This window comes from Streptomyces sp. TSRI0281 (assembly GCF_001905125.1).
Lineage (GTDB): Bacteria > Actinomycetota > Actinomycetes > Streptomycetales > Streptomycetaceae > Streptomyces.
This window is the reverse complement of record NZ_LWLE01000035.1, coordinates 110,739-126,740: the sequence shown is the minus strand read 5'-3', so window position 1 is coordinate 126,740 and position 16,002 is coordinate 110,739. Positions and strand designations below refer to the sequence as shown.

The following is a 16,002-nucleotide window of genomic DNA, read 5'->3' as shown; positions in this document are numbered from 1 at the left end:
GCACTCCGAACTCCTGACGAACTCCCGTCGATGACCTGTGGCATCGGCGAAGAAAGCAGACAAAATGACTTCCCTGCTCGATGGCGTCAACGCCGCCTCCCTGCGTACGGACGTTCCGTCCTTCCGCCCCGGTGACACCGTCAACGTCCACGTGCGCGTGATCGAGGGCAACCGCTCCCGTATCCAGCAGTTCAAGGGTGTTGTCATCCGCCGCCAGGGCTCGGGCGTCAGCGAGACCTTCACGGTCCGCAAGGTCTCCTTCAGCGTCGGCGTCGAGCGCACCTTCCCGGTGCACAGCCCGATCTTCGAGAAGATCGAGCTCGTCACCCGCGGTGACGTCCGTCGCGCCAAGCTGTACTTCCTCCGTGACCTGCGCGGCAAGGCCGCGAAGATCAAGGAGAAGCGCGACAACTGAGCTGACGCCCGCGTCCACAGCGCGGCCGGATAAGCTTCGGCCGCGATGGACACGGAAGCACAGCACACGGAGCGCGATCGTTCCTCCGGACCCGGAACAGGGCCGGAGGAGGGGTCGCGCTTCTCGCGTATCCAGGACCGGTCCGTCCCGTCGATGTCCTGGCGGCGGGCAGCCGCGCTGGGAGCCCTCTGCACGGTCGTCCTGCTGCTGTTCAGCGCCTATGTGATCCAGCCCTTCCTGATCCCCAGCGGCTCGATGGAGCCCACCCTGCGGGTCGGGGACCGGGTGCTCGTCAACAAGCTGGCGTACCGGTTCGGCTCCGTGCCGGAGCGCGGCGACGTGGTGGTGTTCGACGGGACCGGCTCCTTCGTCCAGGAGAGCCCCGAGAAGAACGCCGTCGCCGGGCTGCTGCGCGGTGCGGCCTCGTCGCTGGGGCTGGCCGAACCCGCCGCGACCGACTTCGTGAAGCGCGTCGTGGGTGTGGGGGGCGATCGCGTGGTCTGCTGCGACAAGCAGGGGAGGGTCGAGGTGAACGGCCACCCGGTGGACGAGGAGTACCTGTACCCCGGGGACGTGCCTTCCCAGGTGCCCTTCGACATCGTCGTCCCCATGGGCACGCTGTGGATGATGGGGGACCACCGGGGCAGTTCCCGCGACTCCCGGGACCACCTGGGGCAGCCCGGCGGCGGCATGGTCCCCGTCGACATGGTGATCGGTCGGGTCGACTGGCTGGGCTGGCCGTTGAACCGGCTGGGGTCGCTGCCGGGCACCGACGCCTTCCGGGGTGTACGGGCGCCCGTCGGGGCCCATGGGTAACCGCGGGCGCAGGCGCGGCGTACCGGACGCCGAGGGTCCGCTGTCGCCCGGAGCGGGACGGACGGATGCCGGAGGGACGGACGCCGGACGGGCGGACGCCGGGTCGACGGGTGCCGGACCGGCGGCCGGAGACGGGCCCACCGTGTCGCGCTCGCTCCCGACACGGGCGGAGCGCCGCAGACTGGCGCGCAGGGTCAGACGGCGGCGGCGCAGGTCGGCGGTGACAGAGATCCCCGTACTCATCGTGGTGGCGCTGCTCATCGCGCTGGTGCTGAAGACCTTCCTGGTGCAGGCGTTCGTGATCCCGTCCGGGTCGATGGAGCAGACCATCCGGATCGGCGACCGCGTGCTCGTGGACAAGCTGACACCCTGGTTCGGGTCGAAGCCGCAGCGTGGCGACGTCGTCGTCTTCAAGGACCCCGGCGGCTGGCTGGGCGAGGAGCACGCGGGCGGCGAGGAGAAGGACCCTCCCGTCGGCGTCAAACAGGTCATGGAGCTGCTGACCTTCATCGGACTGCTGCCGTCCGACGACGAGCAGGACCTCATCAAACGCGTGGTGGCCGTCGGCGGCGACACCGTGAAGTGCTGCGGCAAGGACGGCCGGGTCACCGTCAACGGTGTCGCGCTGGACGAGCCCTATCTGTACCCCGGCAACGAGCCATCGACTGTCCAATTCGAGGTAAAGGTTCCGGTCGGCCGGATCTTCGTGATGGGGGACCACCGGTCGAATTCCGCGGATTCGCGCTTCCATCTCGACGAGCCGGACAAGGGCACCGTTTCCGAGGACGAGGTCGTGGGACGGGCCGTGGTGATCGCCTGGCCGTTCGGTCACTGGCGCACGCTGGAGGAACGCGCGACCTTCGGGTCGGTCCCGGACGCGCGCGCCGGGGCGACGGCGGTGTCGGCCATGTCGAATAGTCTGTCTCCCCAGGATCGATACGCGATGGTCCGGCTCCCGACCCCTGCGGAACTCCCGCTCGTTATGGGAGTGGTGGGCCTGCACCGAACCGGGCGTGGGCAGTGGCACGTATTGAGGAGTGGATGTGGGGGATTTGGCGGTCGGCGCACGATCCGGACACGACGAACCCGAGGATCGGCCGGAGCACGCGGGGTCTCCTGTGGAGGCGACGGCGGGCCGGACGGAGGGTGACTCCGACTCCTCGGACAGCGGCGGCAGGGCTCCGAAGAAGCCGCGTTCCTTCTGGAAGGAACTGCCGCTGCTCATCGGCATCGCGCTCGTTCTGGCGTTGGTGATCAAGACTTTCCTGGTACAGGCGTTCTCGATCCCCTCGGACTCCATGCAGAACACGCTGCAGCGGGGCGACCGGGTGCTGGTCGACAAGCTGACCCCGTGGTTCGGCTCGGAGCCGGAGCGCGGCGAGGTCGTGGTCTTCCACGACCCGGGCGGCTGGCTGGAGGACACGGCGACGCCGGACCCCAACGCGGTGCAGAAGTTCCTCAGCTTCATCGGGCTGATGCCGTCCGCCGAGGAGAAGGACCTGATCAAGCGGGTCATCGCGGTCGGCGGCGACACGGTGGAGTGCAAGAAGAACGGGCCGGTGACGGTCAACGGGAAGGCGCTGGACGAGAAGTCGTTCATCTTCCCCGGGAACACCGCGTGCAATGACGAGCCGTTCGGACCGATCCATGTGCCCGAGGGCCGGATCTGGGTGATGGGCGACCACCGTCAGAACTCGCTGGACTCCCGGTATCACCAGGAGCTTCCCGGCCAGGGCACGGTCTCCACGGACGAGGTCGTCGGCCGTGCCGTCGTCGTCGCCTGGCCCATCAACCGCTGGGCGACCCTCCCGGTTCCGGGGACCTTCGACCAGTCGGGGCTGAACAAGGCGGCGGCCATGGCGCCCGCCGCACTGGGTGTGGCCGGAGCACTGCCCCTCGTGCTGTGGCGCCGCAAGAGGCTGACCAGCGGGCGTACCGCCGGGTAGGGTGCCGACTCGGATCAGCGATTGTCGATCTCCGATGGGGGAGCGCTGGGATGAGTGGAACAGGACGTACGGATGGCGGCCGGGGCCGGCTCGGCAATGTGTTGTCGGGTCTGGCCGTGGCCGTCGGCTGTGTGCTCTTCCTCGGCGGATTCGCCTGGGGAGCGGTGGTGTACAAGCCGTACACGGTGCCGACCGATTCGATGGCGCCGACGGTGAACTCCGGGGACCGGGTGCTCGCGGAGCGGGTGGACGGCGCTGATGTGCGGCGCGGGGACGTGGTCGTGTTCACCGATGCGGCCTGGGGTGCTGTGCCGATGGTGAAGCGGGTCGTCGGTGTCGGCGGCGACAAGGTGGCCTGCTGCGACAAGGGCGGTCGGCTCACCATCAACGGCACCTCCATTGAGGAACCGTATCTGCGGGCGTACGACGGGACGGCCGGTTCCGCGGCGCGGACCCCGGCCTCGCCCCAGGGATTCACGGCCGAAGTGCCCAAGGGGCAGCTCTTCCTGCTCGGTGACGAACGGGCCGGTTCACTGGACTCCCGGGTGCACCTCGACGACGCGAGCCAGGGTTCCGTCCCCCGCAGCGCCGTCGAGGCCCGGGTCGACGCGGTGGCGTGGCCGATGAACGGCATGATCGGGCGGCCGGACTCCTTCGCGGCGCTGCCCGGCGGGGTGTCCTCCAGCGGACCTCTGCGGCTCCAGCTCGGGACGGTCGTGGTGGGCCTGGTGCTCATTCTGGGCGGCGCCGCGTACGGACCGATCGCCGCGCGCTCCTCCCGGTCGGCCCGGTCGGCCCAGTCGGCCCGGTCGGCCCGGGAGAAGCAGCGCACATCGGCGGCCGCCGATGCCGGCTGAGACCGACGGGACGCCGGGGGCCGCGGAGGGCGGTGAGCCGTCGGTGGCTGGCGAGGAATGCGGGACACCGATGCCCGCCGAGACCGGTGGGATGCCGATGTCTTCCGAGACCGGTGGGCCGTCCGTGGCTGCCGAGTCCGGTGGGCCGTCGGTGGCTGGCGAGGTCCGCAGGGTCGCCCGAGTGGTGCTCCTCGATCCTGAGGACCGCATCCTGCTGATGCACGGGTACGAGCCGGACGACCCGGCGGACACCTGGTGGTTCACGCCCGGCGGCGGCCTGGAGGGCGACGAGACCCGGGAGCAGGCGGCGCGGCGCGAGCTCGCCGAGGAGACCGGGATCACGGACATCGAGCTGGGACCCGTGCTCTGGCGGCGGACCTGCTCCTTCCCGTTCGACGGGCGGCGCTGGAACCAGGACGAGTGGTACTTCCTGGCCCGTACGGCGCAGACCGCCACCGCCCCCCAGGGCCTCACCGAACTGGAGCGGCGCAGTGTTGCCGGTCTGAGGTGGTGGACTTCCGCCGAACTGCTCGCGGCGCGTGAGACGGTGTATCCGACCAGACTCGCCGAGCTGCTGCGCACGCTCCTCGACGAGGGTCCTCCACGTGCTCCGCTGCTTCTGGCCCCCGAAATCGTCTAATCGTTCAGGGGTGCCGGGGGCTGACGCACAATAGGGGGACGCACGGCTGAAGGGGAACATGCCATGAGCGCCGAGGACCTCGAGAAGTACGAGACCGAGATGGAGCTGAAGCTCTACCGGGAGTACCGCGATGTCGTCGGTCTGTTCAAATATGTGATCGAGACCGAACGGCGCTTCTACCTCACCAACGACTACGAGATGCAGGTGCACTCGGTCCAGGGTGAGGTTTTCTTCGAAGTATCCATGGCGGATGCCTGGGTGTGGGACATGTACCGGCCCGCGAGATTCGTCAAGCAGGTCCGCGTGCTGACGTTCAAGGACGTGAACATCGAGGAGCTCAACAAGAGCGATCTCGAACTACCGGGGGGCTGATCCGCGCGACCCGGTCGCCCTGACGGGTGACCGGGTTATCCACAATCGCGGAGTTGTCCACCAAGATCCACACGTCCGGGCCGGACACGTCAGAGTCGGTGCCGGAGGTGGTGCCGATATGAACGCACGGGGGGCACTCGGGCGGTACGGCGAGGATCTGGCGGCACGGCTGCTGGCCGACGCCGGAATGGCCGTGCTGGAGCGCAACTGGCGCTGTCGCGCCGGAGAGATCGACATCGTCGCCAGGGACGGCGACGCGCTGGTCATCTGCGAGGTGAAGACCCGCAGGTCCGGAGTTTTCGAGCATCCCATGGCGGCCGTCACCCCGGCCAAGGCGGACCGGCTGCGACGGCTCGCGGAGATCTGGCTGGACGGTCACGGCGGGCCACCGGACGGCGGGGTCCGGATCGACCTGGTCGGAGTGCTCGTGCCGAGGCGGGGCGCGGCGGTCACCGAGCATGTACGCGGGGTGTCCTGATGGGATTCGCGCGAGCCTGTTCGGTGGCGCTGGTCGGCGTCGAGGGTGTGGTGGTGGAGGTCCAGGCGGACCTGGAGCCGGGAGTGGCGGCGTTCACCCTGGTAGGGCTGCCGGACAAGAGCCTGGTGGAGAGCCGGGACCGGGTCAGGGCCGCCGTGGTCAATTCGGGGGCGGAGTGGCCGCAGAAGAAACTCACCGTGGGGCTCTCCCCGGCATCCGTACCCAAAGGGGGTTCGGGTTTCGATCTCGCTGTCGCGTGCGCGGTCCTCGGTGCGGCCGAGAGGATCGCCCCCGGTGCCATCGCGGATGTGGTGATGATCGGTGAGCTCGGCCTGGACGGCAGGGTGCGTCCGGTCCGAGGCGTGCTGCCCGCCGTGCTCGCCGCCGCCGAGGCGGGATATCGCCATGTGGTCGTCCCCGAGCAGACCGCCGGGGAAGCGGCCCTTGTACCAGGTGTCTCGGTCCTCGGTGTACGGAGCCTGCGCCAGCTCATCGCGGTGCTGGGCGACGAGCCCGTGCCGGACGAGCCGGCCGATGACCCGGGACGTCCGGACGCGATGCTGGCCGGGCTGATGGTACCGGGCGCCGGTGTCGGCTCGGGCCTCGCCGCGCTCTGCGGGCAGGGGGACGGCCATCGGCCCGACCTGGCGGATGTCGCGGGGCAGGCGCGTCCCCGCAAGGCTCTGGAGGTGGCCGCCGCGGGGGGACATCATCTGCTGCTCTCCGGGCCGCCGGGGGCCGGAAAGACGATGCTGGCCGAGCGCCTCCCGGCGATCCTGCCTCCGCTGACCCGGAAAGAATCCCTCGAAGTGACGGCGATTCACTCGGTGGCGGGAATCCTCCCACCGGGTGAACCTCTGGTCGCCAGAGCGCCGTACTGCGCACCCCACCACTCGGCGACGATGCAGTCGCTGGTCGGCGGGGGCAACGGGCTGCCGAGGCCGGGAGCCGTCTCGCTGGCCCATCGCGGAGTGCTCTTTCTGGATGAGGCGCCCGAATTTTCGGGGAAGGTGCTCGACGCGTTGCGCCAGCCGCTGGAGTCCGGCCATGTCGTGGTCGCGCGGGCGGCCGGGGTGGTGCGGCTGCCCGCCAGATTCCTGCTGATGCTCGCCGCGAACCCGTGCCCCTGCGGCCGGCACACGCTCAGTGGCGCCGGCTGCGAATGCCCGCCCTCAGCCGTCCGCCGCTACCAGGCACGACTCTCCGGGCCCCTGCTCGACCGGGTGGACCTGCGCGTCGAGGTGGAGCCCGTCGACCGCGCCGACCTGATGGGGCGCGGCGGCCGGGGCGAGTCGACGGCGGAGGTCGCCGCCCGGGTGCGGGAGGCCAGGGCACGGGCCGCCGATCGGTTGGTTGGTACGCCCTGGACCACCAACAGCGAAGTGCCCGGACACGAACTGCGGACCCGGCTGCTCGTGGCACCGGGGGCGCTGATGGCGGCGGAGCGGGACATGGAGCGCGGCATCCTCACGGCCCGGGGCCTCGACCGGGTGCTGCGGGTGGCGTGGACAGTGGCGGACCTGCGGGGCGCCGACCGGCCGGACGCCTCCGACATCGCGGTGGCCCTGGAGCTTCGGACGGGCATCCAGCGCGGGGTGGCGATGGGGGCCGGAGCATCGTGAATCGGCAGCTGGGGGCGGACGGGGGAGCGGCTGCCGACGAGACGGGGAACGGTGATGCGGGACAGGCGGGACAGGCAGGTCGGGTGGGACAGGCGGGTCGGGTGGGGCGGATGGAGTGGGCCGGGCAGGGGGAAGGTGCGGAAGAGGCAGGGCGCGCGGGGCCGGGGCAGGAAGGGCGAGAGGAGCGAGTGCGGTTGGCGCGGGTCGCGCTGACACGGATTCTGGAGCCGGGCGACGAGCGTGCCGGACGCTGGCTGCGGGAGGCGGGGCCGGTCGAGCTGATACGGCGGCTCACCGCCCGGGACGGCTCGGCCGAGGAGTTGCCGGGGATGACCGCGACGCGCCTGGGCGGCTATCGGCTGCGTGCCGCGGCGGCCGAGCCCGAGCGGGACCTGGCGGCCGTGGCCGCGGTGGGCGGGCGCTTTCTCTGTCCGGGCGACCAGGAATGGCCCGGTCAACTCGACGACCTGGGCGACGCGCGGCCGATCGGACTCTGGGTGCGCGGGGGTCCCGACCTGCGCCTGTGGGCCCTGCGTTCGGTCGCGGTGGTCGGCGCCAGGGCCTGTACACCGTACGGCGCCCACATGGCGGCAAGCCTCGGCGCGGGGCTCGCGGAGCGTGGCTGGGTCGTGGTGTCGGGCGCCGCGTTCGGGGTGGACGGGGCGGCCCACCGCGGTGCGCTGGCCGCGGGCGGGGCGACGATGGCGGTGCTGGCGTGCGGGGTCGACGTCGCCTATCCCCGAGGCCACACCGAGTTGATCGGACGCATGGCGGAACAAGGTCTGGTCGTCGGGGAGTTGCCGCCCGCCGCCCACCCCACACGCAGCAGGTTCATCCTCCGGAACAGGGTGATCGCCGCGCTCACCAGAGGGACGGTCGTGGTCGAGGCCGAGTACCGCAGCGGTTCGCTCGTCACCGCCCGCAGCGCTCAGCGCCTCGGCCGCTTCACCATGGGAGTGCCGGGCCCGGCGACCAGCGGTCTGTCCGCCGGAGTCCATGAGCTGCTGCGCGGCGAAGCGGTCCTGGTCACCGATGCGGCGGAAGTGGCCGAACTGGTGGGGGAGATCGGCGACCTCGCACCGGCCAGGCGCGGCCCCGTACTGCCCAGGGACCTGCTGGACGCGGTCACCGCGAGGGTCCTGGACGCCCTTCCCTACCACGGCATCACCGATGTGCGTGACGTGGCACGTGCCGCGGGAACGTCCGCCGACGAAACCCTCGGGCGACTGTACGAACTGCACTCACTGGGGTTCGTAGAACGTCAGGGCGACGGATGGCGGTTGACCAGTGGGCCGACATGCAACGCCGACGCGCGGCGAGGCGGTACTTGACCTGGGGCATTCGGGTGAAAAGGTAATGCCGATGACCTCGGCAGCTAATCCAGCGGCGCTCCCGGGGCCGGTGCGCGCGGAGACGGTCCCGGCCATCGGTCCTGTCCGGCGGCGGGAACGCGGGTACGTCAGCGCGCAGCACCGAACCTCTGTCCTGCGCGCACTGCGACGCTTCAGTCACGCTACGCTCACAAGGATTCCGCCCCACACAAACGTCCCCCAGCACTTCACGGCAGAACGGCTCAAGGCACCACATGCCCCAGCACACCTCCGGGTCTGACCGCGCGGCAGTACCACCGGCTGCGCGTGGCACTGTGCGTCCTCCCGCCCCCTCCTCGCTCGACGAGTTGTGGCGTTCGTACAAGACCACCGGCGACGAGCGCCTGCGGGAGCAGCTGATCCTCCACTACTCGCCGCTCGTCAAATATGTCGCGGGCCGGGTCAGCGTGGGACTGCCCTCCAACGTCGAGCAGGCCGACTTCGTCTCCTCCGGGGTCTTCGGGCTGATCGACGCCATCGAGAAGTTCGACATCGAGCGGGCCATCAAGTTCGAGACATACGCGATCACCAGGATCCGCGGCGCGATGATCGACGAACTCCGGGCCCTGGACTGGATCCCGCGCTCCGTGCGACAGAAGGCGCGGAACGTGGAACGCGCCTACGCCACGCTGGAAGCCCAGTTGCGGCGCACGCCTTCGGAGGCCGAAGTGGCCTTGGAGATGGGCATCGCCCTGGAGGAACTGCACGCGGTTTTCAGCCAGTTGTCGCTGGCGAACGTGGTGGCCCTGGAGGAGTTGCTGCACGTCGGCGGCGAGGGTGGTGACCGGCTGAGCCTGATGGACACGCTGGAGGACACCGCCGCCGACAATCCGGTGGAGGTCGCCGAGGACCGTGAGCTCAGACGGCTGCTCGCACGTGCCATCAACACGCTCCCCGACCGGGAGAAGACGGTCGTCACCCTCTACTACTACGAGGGCCTCACCCTCGCCGAGATCGGCAATGTCCTCGGCGTCACCGAGAGCCGGGTCAGCCAGATCCACACCAAGTCCGTGCTGCAACTCCGGGCGAAACTGGCCGACGCCGGACGCTGAGCGCTCGCCGTTCGGCCATCCCGACGGAGGCTGCGCCCTTCCCTCGAACACCTGCCGCCGTAGAGTGGAAGCGTGCCCAGGATTCGAGCGGCCTCCGTGGCCGAGCACCGGACCATGCAGCGCGGCGCCCTCCTGGACGCCGCGCGCTCCCTGCTGTCCGAGGGCGGTACGGAGGCGCTGACCTTCCCCGCACTCGCCGAACGCACGGGCCTTGCCCGGTCCTCCGTGTACGAGTACTTCCGCTCCCGCGCGGCTGTCGTCGAGGAGCTCTGCGCCGTCGACTTCCCCGTGTGGGCGGCCGAGATCGAGAACGCCATGGAGCGGGCCCAGGCCCCCGAGGAGAAGATCGAGGCGTATGTACGCCGACAACTCGATCTCGTCGGGGACCGACGCCATCGCGCGGTCGTCGCGATCTCCGCGAGCGAGCTGGACGCGGGCGCCCGCGAGAAGATCCGGGCCGCGCACGGCGGGCTGATCGCCATGATCGTGGAGGCGCTGGGCGATCTCGGCCACACCCAGCCGAGGCTGGCGGCGATGCTGTTGCAGGGTTCGGTCGACGCGGCGGTGCGCCGTATCGAACTGGCAGTGGCGGAGGAGCCGGGCGTCGTCGCGGACACCGCCGTCGCCATGATCCTGCGCGGCGTACGGGGCTGATCCGGCCCCGCGCCGCCACCGCCGCCGCGAGCGGAGCCACCGCCGGGAGGACGCCGTGCCCGGGGGTGCCGCGGGGTCCGGTGTCCTCGGTGGCCGTGCCGTACCCGGTGGTCCGTGACGCCATCGGGAGTCCGGCCCGTACCGGTTCGGGCTCGGACGAATCCGGCTGCGGTACGCCGAACACCGGCAGCAGCCGGGACGGACCCCGCCGCAGCGACGACGGCGGCAGCAGGGACAGCGGGTCCAGATAGGCGTCCCCGCGCCGCAACCCCCAGTGCAGACAGCCCGTACGGCAATGGAACGGCCCCTCCTCCAGCGTGCCCACCGGCCCGCCCGCGGTCACCTCCTCGCCCCGCGCGACCAGCGCCGCTACCGGCTCGTACGTGATGCGCAGCGGCGGATGCCCACTCCCCGCCACCTCGATGACGAGCACCCCGCGTCCGGCCACCCGGCCCGCGAACGACACCCGGCCGGTGGCGGCCGCCCGCACCTCACCGCCGGGCCGCGCGGCGAGATCGACGCCGCGGTGGCCCCGCCCGTACGGGCCGGCCGGCGGCTCCCACCCGCGCAGAACCGTGGGTCTCCCGGCCAGCGGCCAGACCCGGTCGCCGCCCGGTGCCGGGCCGGGTGCGGCCGATGCCCGGCCCGCCGCCGGTCCGAGCAGCCCCACCAGCAGAACGGCCACCAGAGCGGCCAGTGACAGGGCGGCCGACAGGGCGGCCCGCGGAAAGGGCGGGAGGCCGGTCGGGAGTGAGGGGGAGCGGGGCGGTCCGGGTGTGCTTCGCATACCCGAAACGATGTCCCGCCGGGCGCGATCGGGGGGATCATGAACCGCTCCTGTGGACTACTCGCCGGTTGTGGACATCGCCGTCACCCGGCACTCATCGGGTCCCGTACACTTCTTGTGGCGATCCGGGTCACCGGGTCGACTTCGCACGCCCCGCCACCTCCCGCTCTGCGGAGGTGGCCGCGCTCCTCGGTCCCTTGTGGCACGGCGCGTCGGGGCGTCAGGCGCGATCGCAATCCTGCGGTCGCGACAACCGAGCACCTCAAGGAGTACGGCCATGGCCGTCGTCACGATGCGGGAGCTGCTGGAAAGCGGCGTCCACTTCGGTCACCAGACCCGTCGCTGGAACCCGAAGATGAAGCGCTTCATCTTCACCGAGCGCAACGGCATCTACATCATCGACCTGCTCCAGTCGCTGTCGTACATCGACCGCGCCTACGAGTTCGTCAAGGAGACCGTCGCCCACGGCGGCTCCATCATGTTCGTGGGTACCAAGAAGCAGGCGCAGGAAGCCATCGCCGAGCAGGCGACGCGCGTCGGCATGCCGTACGTCAACCAGCGTTGGCTCGGTGGCATGCTCACCAACTTCTCCACCGTCTACAAGCGCCTTCAGCGTCTGAAGGAGCTTGAGGTCATCGACTTCGAGGACGTGGCCGCCTCCGGCCTCACCAAGAAGGAGCTCCTGGTCCTCTCGCGCGAGAAGGCCAAGCTGGAGAAGACCCTCGGTGGTATCCGCGAGATGCAGAAGGTGCCGAGCGCCGTCTGGATCGTCGACACCAAGAAGGAGCACATCGCCGTCGGTGAGGCGCGCAAGCTCCACATCCCGGTCGTCGCGATCCTCGACACCAACTGCGACCCCGACGAGGTCGACTACAAGATTCCGGGCAACGACGACGCGATCCGCTCCGTCACCCTGCTCACCCGCGTGATCGCCGACGCCGTCGCCGAGGGCCTCATCGCCCGTTCCGGTGCCGCCACCGGTGACTCGAAGCCGGGCGAGAAGGCCGCCGGCGAGCCGCTCGCCGAGTGGGAGCGCGACCTGCTCGAGGGCGACAAGAAGGACGAGACCGCGGCCACCGCCGAGGTCCAGACCTCCGCCGAGACCGAGAAGGTCGCGGACGCCGAGTCTGCCGACGCCGCTGAGGTCGTCGCCGAGGCTCCGGCCGCCGAGGCCCCGGCCGCCGAGGCGCCCGTCGCCGAGGCCCCCGCTGCCGAGGCTCCGGCCGCGGACGCCGAGCAGGCCTGACACCCGTCACGGCTGAAGACGGCGGGGACGGTGCCACAGGGCACCGCCCCCGCCGTTCACCCGTAGATCTTTCAGACTTCGAGAGAGAAATACAGACTCATGGCGAACTACACCGCCGCTGACGTCAAGAAGCTCCGTGAGCTCACCGGCGCCGGCATGATGGACTGCAAGAAGGCGCTCGACGAGGCCGATGGCATCGTCGACAAGGCCGTCGAGGCGCTCCGTATCAAGGGCCAGAAGGGCGTCGCCAAGCGCGAGGGCCGTTCTGCCGAGAACGGTGCCGTCGTCTCCCTCATCTCCGAGGACAAGACGTCCGGCGTCCTCCTTGAGCTGAAGTGCGAGACGGACTTCGTCGCCAAGGGCGACAAGTTCCAGGCCGTCGCCAACACGCTCGCCGCCCACGTCGCCGCGACGTCCCCGGCCGACATCGAGGCGCTGCTCGCCTCCGAGATCGAGCCCGGCAAGACCGTCCAGGCGTACGTGGACGAGGCCAACGCCAACCTCGGCGAGAAGATCGTGCTGGACCGCTTCGCGCAGTTCACCGGTTCGTACGTCTCCGTGTACATGCACCGCACCATGCCCGACCTGCCGCCGCAGATCGGTGTCCTGGTCGAGCTGGACAAGGCCGACGCCGAGCTGGCCAAGGGCATCGCGCAGCACATCGCCGCCTTCGCACCGAAGTACCTGTCCCGCGAGGACGTCCCCGCCGAGATCGTCGAGGCCGAGCGCCGCGTCGCCGAGGAGACCACGCGCGCCGAGGGCAAGCCCGAGGCCGCGCTCCCGAAGATCGTCGAGGGTCGCGTCAACGGCTTCTTCAAGGAGGCCACCCTCCTCGGTCAGCCGTACGCGCTGGACGCCAAGAAGTCGGTTCAGAAGGTCCTGGACGAGGCCGGTGTCACCCTGAAGCGCTTCGCGCGCATCAAGGTCGGCATCTGAGTCCGTCCGCGAAAAACGGTGGACCCCGATAGGGTCTAGTGCAGTCGACGGCCGCACTCATGCCGGACGACCGCAGATCTGACGAGGAGGCCATTGCCGCTGAGGGACATCGGACCCACCGGCAATGGCCTTCTTCGTATGTGCACGAGGAGAATTTCCATGGACAAGGGCGCGGACGCCACTCAGGGTGACCACAAGCGCGACGACGGCAAGGTTTCCGGACGCTTCATGCTGAAGCTGTCCGGCGAGGCATTCGCCGGTGGCGGAGGTCTCGGTGTCGACCCCGATGTCGTGCATGCCATCGCCCGCGAGATCGCGGCCGTCGTGCGCGACGGCGCGGAGATCGCGATCGTCATCGGCGGCGGCAACTTCTTCCGTGGTGCCGAGCTCCAGCAGCGCGGCATGGACCGGGCCCGGTCCGACTACATGGGCATGCTCGGCACGGTCATGAACTGCCTGGCGCTCCAGGACTTCCTGGAGAAGGAAGGCATCGACTCGCGCGTCCAGACCGCCATCACCATGGGCCAGGTCGCCGAGCCGTACATCCCGCTCCGTGCCGTGCGGCACCTGGAGAAGGGGCGCGTCGTCATCTTCGGCGCCGGCATGGGGATGCCGTACTTCTCCACCGACACCACCGCCGCCCAGCGCGCCCTGGAGATCGACGCCGAGGCACTGCTGATGGGCAAGAACGGGGTCGACGGCGTCTATGACTCCGACCCCAAGACCAACCCCGACGCGGTGAAGTTCGACGCGCTGGAGTACAGCGAGGTGCTCGCCCGCGATCTGAAGATCGCCGACGCCACCGCCATCACGCTCTGCCGTGACAACCAGCTCCCGATCCTCGTCTTCGAGCTGACCGCCGCGGGCAATATCGCCCGCGCGGTCAAGGGTGAGAAGATCGGCACGCTCGTGAGCGACGAGAGCACCCGGGCCTGACGGCCCCAAGGATGGACAACGGCCTGCCGGTCGGACACCGTGCAGGTGAGGACGCGACGCAGGACCCGCCGGGCCCGGCGATGACGATGCCGGGCCCACTCAAGACACGCAGGAGCACGTGGTGATCGAAGAAATCCTCCTCGAGGCCGAGGAGAAGATGGAGAAGGCCGTTGTCGTCGCGAAAGAGGACTTCGCCGCGATCCGCACCGGCCGCGCGCACCCGGCGATGTTCAACAAGATCGTCGCCGACTACTACGGCGCGCTGACCCCGATCAACCAGCTGGCCTCGTTCTCGGTTCCCGAGCCGCGGATGGCCGTTGTGACGCCGTTCGACAAGACCGCGCTGCGCAACATCGAGCAGGCGATCCGCGACTCCGACCTCGGCGTCAACCCGAGCAACGACGGCAACATCATCCGGGTGACCTTCCCCGAGCTCACCCAGGACCGCCGCAAGGAGTACATCAAGGTCGCCAAGACCAAGGCCGAGGACTCCAAGATCTCGATCCGCTCCATCCGCCGCAAGGCCAAGGAGACGCTCGACAAGCTCGTCAAGGACAAGGAGTCCGGCGAGGACGAGGTGCGTCGCGCGGAGAAGGAGCTCGACGACACCACCGCGAAGTACGTCGCGCAGGTGGACGAGCTGCTCAAGCACAAGGAAGCCGAGCTGCTCGAAGTCTGATGAACGACTCTTCCTGGGGTGCCGCGCAGGGAGCCGGATACTGGAGCACGCCCGAGATGGGCGTTGCTCCGGCGGGTCCTGCCTACGATGTGCATGACGCCCAGCAGACTCGGCCCATGCCCAACGTGCCGGACGTTCCCGACGCAGGTAGAGACGCAGACGACCGCGACGACCGGAACAGGGATGCCGCTCACGTCAGCGGCCCCCTGTTCCGTGACGAGATGCCGCAGGAGCCCATGTCCACCCCACTGCCGCCCCCGCCGCAGAAGAAGCGTGCGGGGCGTGATCTGCGCGCCGCCATAGGGGTGGGCGTGGGGCTCGGCGCCGTCATCGTCGCCTCGCTCTTCATCGTGAAGGCCGTTTTCGTCGGCGTGATCGTGCTCGCCGTCGTCGTCGGCCTCTGGGAGCTCACCTCCCGCCTGGAGGAGCGCAAGGGCATCAAGGCGCCCCTCGTGCCGCTCGCCGTCGGCGGGGCCGCGATGGTCGTCGCCGGTTACGCACGGGGTGCGGAGGGTGCCTGGGTCGCCATGGCGCTGACCGCGCTCGCGGTACTGGTCTGGCGGATGACGCGGCCGCCGGAGGGTTACCTCAAGGACGTCACCGCCGGGGTCTTCGCCGCGTTCTACGTACCGTTCCTGGCCACGTTCGTCGCGATGCTCCTGACGGCGGACGACGGGCCGCAGCGGGTCCTCACCTTCCTGCTGCTCACCGTGGTCAGCGACACCGGTGCGTACGCCGTGGGCTGGCGGTTCGGCAAGCACAAGCTCGCACCACGGATCAGCCCCGGAAAGACCCGCGAGGGACTGCTCGGGGCGGTCGCCTTCGCGATGGCCGCCGGTGCGCTGTGCATGGAGTTCCTGATCGACGGCGGTTCCTGGTGGCAGGGGCTGCTGCTGGGTCTCGCGGTCGCCGCCAGCGCCACCCTCGGTGACCTCGGCGAATCCATGATCAAGCGGGATCTGGGGATCAAGGACATGGGCACGCTGCTGCCCGGCCACGGCGGCATCATGGACCGGCTGGACTCGCTGCTTCCCACCGCGCCGGTGGTGTGGCTGCTGCTGGTGCTCTTCGTCGGGTCCGGCTGAGCGTGCTGTTCGTCGGATCCGGCTGAGCCGCCACAGTCCACCTGCCGGGCCGGGCTGACGCGTACAGATACCGTCCGACCTGCGATTTCTACGAGTGAGGGTCCGTTGTCC

At 70.0% G+C, this 16,002-nt stretch carries 17 protein-coding genes and 1 pseudogene; 17 read left to right on the top strand and 1 reads right to left on the bottom strand.

Annotated elements, in window-relative coordinates; translation table 11 throughout:
* Positions 1-64: 64 nt before the first annotated feature.
* The 12 genes from rplS to A6A29_RS35140 all read left to right on the top strand — a co-directional run bounded on the left by rplS (position 65) and on the right by A6A29_RS35140 (position 10,222).
* Positions 65-415 carry a 50S ribosomal protein L19 gene (gene rplS, locus A6A29_RS35195; RefSeq protein ID WP_073726847.1) on the top strand — a complete coding sequence of 117 codons (351 nt, stop codon included), beginning with the start codon at positions 65-67 and terminating at the stop codon, positions 413-415.
* Positions 416-460: 45 nt separating this feature from the next.
* Positions 461-1,231, top strand: a complete 771-nt coding sequence (gene lepB / locus A6A29_RS35190; protein ID WP_073726845.1) for a signal peptidase I — start codon at positions 461-463, stop codon at positions 1,229-1,231.
* On the top strand, positions 1,224-2,381 hold the full coding sequence (gene lepB / locus A6A29_RS35185; protein ID WP_073727368.1) for a signal peptidase I: 1,158 nt from the start codon (positions 1,224-1,226) through the stop codon (positions 2,379-2,381). The genes lepB (A6A29_RS35190) and lepB (A6A29_RS35185) overlap by 8 nt, the downstream gene beginning before the upstream one ends.
* Positions 2,284-3,177 (top strand): signal peptidase I, encoded by an 894-nt coding sequence (gene lepB / locus A6A29_RS35180; RefSeq protein ID WP_073726843.1) that lies wholly within the window; start codon positions 2,284-2,286, stop codon positions 3,175-3,177. The genes lepB (A6A29_RS35185) and lepB (A6A29_RS35180) overlap by 98 nt, the downstream gene beginning before the upstream one ends.
* Positions 3,178-3,227: 50 nt before the next feature.
* Positions 3,228-4,034: a signal peptidase I gene (gene lepB, locus A6A29_RS35175; protein ID WP_073726841.1), complete on the top strand. Its 807-nt coding sequence runs from the start codon at positions 3,228-3,230 to the stop codon at positions 4,032-4,034.
* 97 nt (positions 4,035-4,131) lie between these two features.
* Positions 4,132-4,674 (top strand): NUDIX hydrolase, encoded by a 543-nt coding sequence (locus tag A6A29_RS35170; RefSeq protein WP_241838770.1) that lies wholly within the window; start codon positions 4,132-4,134, stop codon positions 4,672-4,674.
* Positions 4,675-4,737: 63 nt separating this feature from the next.
* The gene (locus A6A29_RS35165) at positions 4,738-5,046 is read left to right on the top strand and encodes a DUF2469 domain-containing protein (RefSeq protein WP_003965949.1); all 309 of its coding nucleotides are present in this window, start codon (positions 4,738-4,740) and stop codon (positions 5,044-5,046) included.
* Between the two features lie 118 nt (positions 5,047-5,164).
* Positions 5,165-5,524: a YraN family protein gene (locus tag A6A29_RS35160; RefSeq protein WP_073726838.1), complete on the top strand. Its 360-nt coding sequence runs from the start codon at positions 5,165-5,167 to the stop codon at positions 5,522-5,524.
* Positions 5,524-7,146: a YifB family Mg chelatase-like AAA ATPase gene (locus A6A29_RS35155; RefSeq protein ID WP_073726836.1), complete on the top strand. Its 1,623-nt coding sequence runs from the start codon at positions 5,524-5,526 to the stop codon at positions 7,144-7,146. Before A6A29_RS35160 ends, A6A29_RS35155 begins: the two co-directional genes overlap by 1 nt.
* Positions 7,147-7,364: 218 nt before the next feature.
* Positions 7,365-8,477, top strand: coding sequence for a DNA-processing protein DprA (dprA, locus tag A6A29_RS35150; protein WP_073727364.1), 1,113 nt, complete (start codon positions 7,365-7,367; stop codon positions 8,475-8,477).
* A 254-nt stretch (positions 8,478-8,731) separates the two neighbouring features.
* Entirely contained in the window at positions 8,732-9,568 is an 837-nt protein-coding gene (whiG, locus tag A6A29_RS35145) for an RNA polymerase sigma factor WhiG (RefSeq protein WP_073726834.1), read from the top strand.
* Between the two features lie 96 nt (positions 9,569-9,664).
* Complete coding sequence (locus A6A29_RS35140; RefSeq protein WP_073726832.1) at positions 9,665-10,222, top strand: TetR/AcrR family transcriptional regulator; 558 nt, start codon at positions 9,665-9,667, stop codon at positions 10,220-10,222.
* Between the two features lie 163 nt (positions 10,223-10,385).
* On the opposite strand, the pseudogene A6A29_RS35135 reads toward A6A29_RS35140, so the two are convergent.
* Positions 10,386-11,009 (bottom strand): annotated as a pseudogene (locus A6A29_RS35135) (murein hydrolase activator EnvC family protein); the annotation flags it as partial.
* A gap of 277 nt (positions 11,010-11,286) precedes the next feature.
* Between A6A29_RS35135 and rpsB the strand changes: the two are divergent.
* The 5 genes from rpsB (at position 11,287) to A6A29_RS35110 (ending at position 15,891) form a co-directional block, all read left to right on the top strand.
* Entirely contained in the window at positions 11,287-12,255 is a 969-nt protein-coding gene (rpsB, locus tag A6A29_RS35130; RefSeq protein ID WP_073726829.1) for a 30S ribosomal protein S2, read from the top strand.
* A 99-nt stretch (positions 12,256-12,354) separates the two neighbouring features.
* On the top strand, positions 12,355-13,191 hold the full coding sequence (tsf, locus tag A6A29_RS35125) for a translation elongation factor Ts (RefSeq protein ID WP_073726827.1): 837 nt from the start codon (positions 12,355-12,357) through the stop codon (positions 13,189-13,191).
* Positions 13,192-13,350: 159 nt separating this feature from the next.
* Positions 13,351-14,127: a UMP kinase gene (gene pyrH / locus A6A29_RS35120; protein ID WP_073726825.1), complete on the top strand. Its 777-nt coding sequence runs from the start codon at positions 13,351-13,353 to the stop codon at positions 14,125-14,127.
* Between the two features lie 121 nt (positions 14,128-14,248).
* Positions 14,249-14,806 (top strand): ribosome recycling factor, encoded by a 558-nt coding sequence (gene frr, locus A6A29_RS35115; RefSeq protein ID WP_073726823.1) that lies wholly within the window; start codon positions 14,249-14,251, stop codon positions 14,804-14,806.
* Positions 14,806-15,891 (top strand): phosphatidate cytidylyltransferase, encoded by a 1,086-nt coding sequence (locus tag A6A29_RS35110; RefSeq protein ID WP_073726821.1) that lies wholly within the window; start codon positions 14,806-14,808, stop codon positions 15,889-15,891. Before frr ends, A6A29_RS35110 begins: the two co-directional genes overlap by 1 nt.
* Positions 15,892-16,002 lie beyond the last annotated feature (111 nt).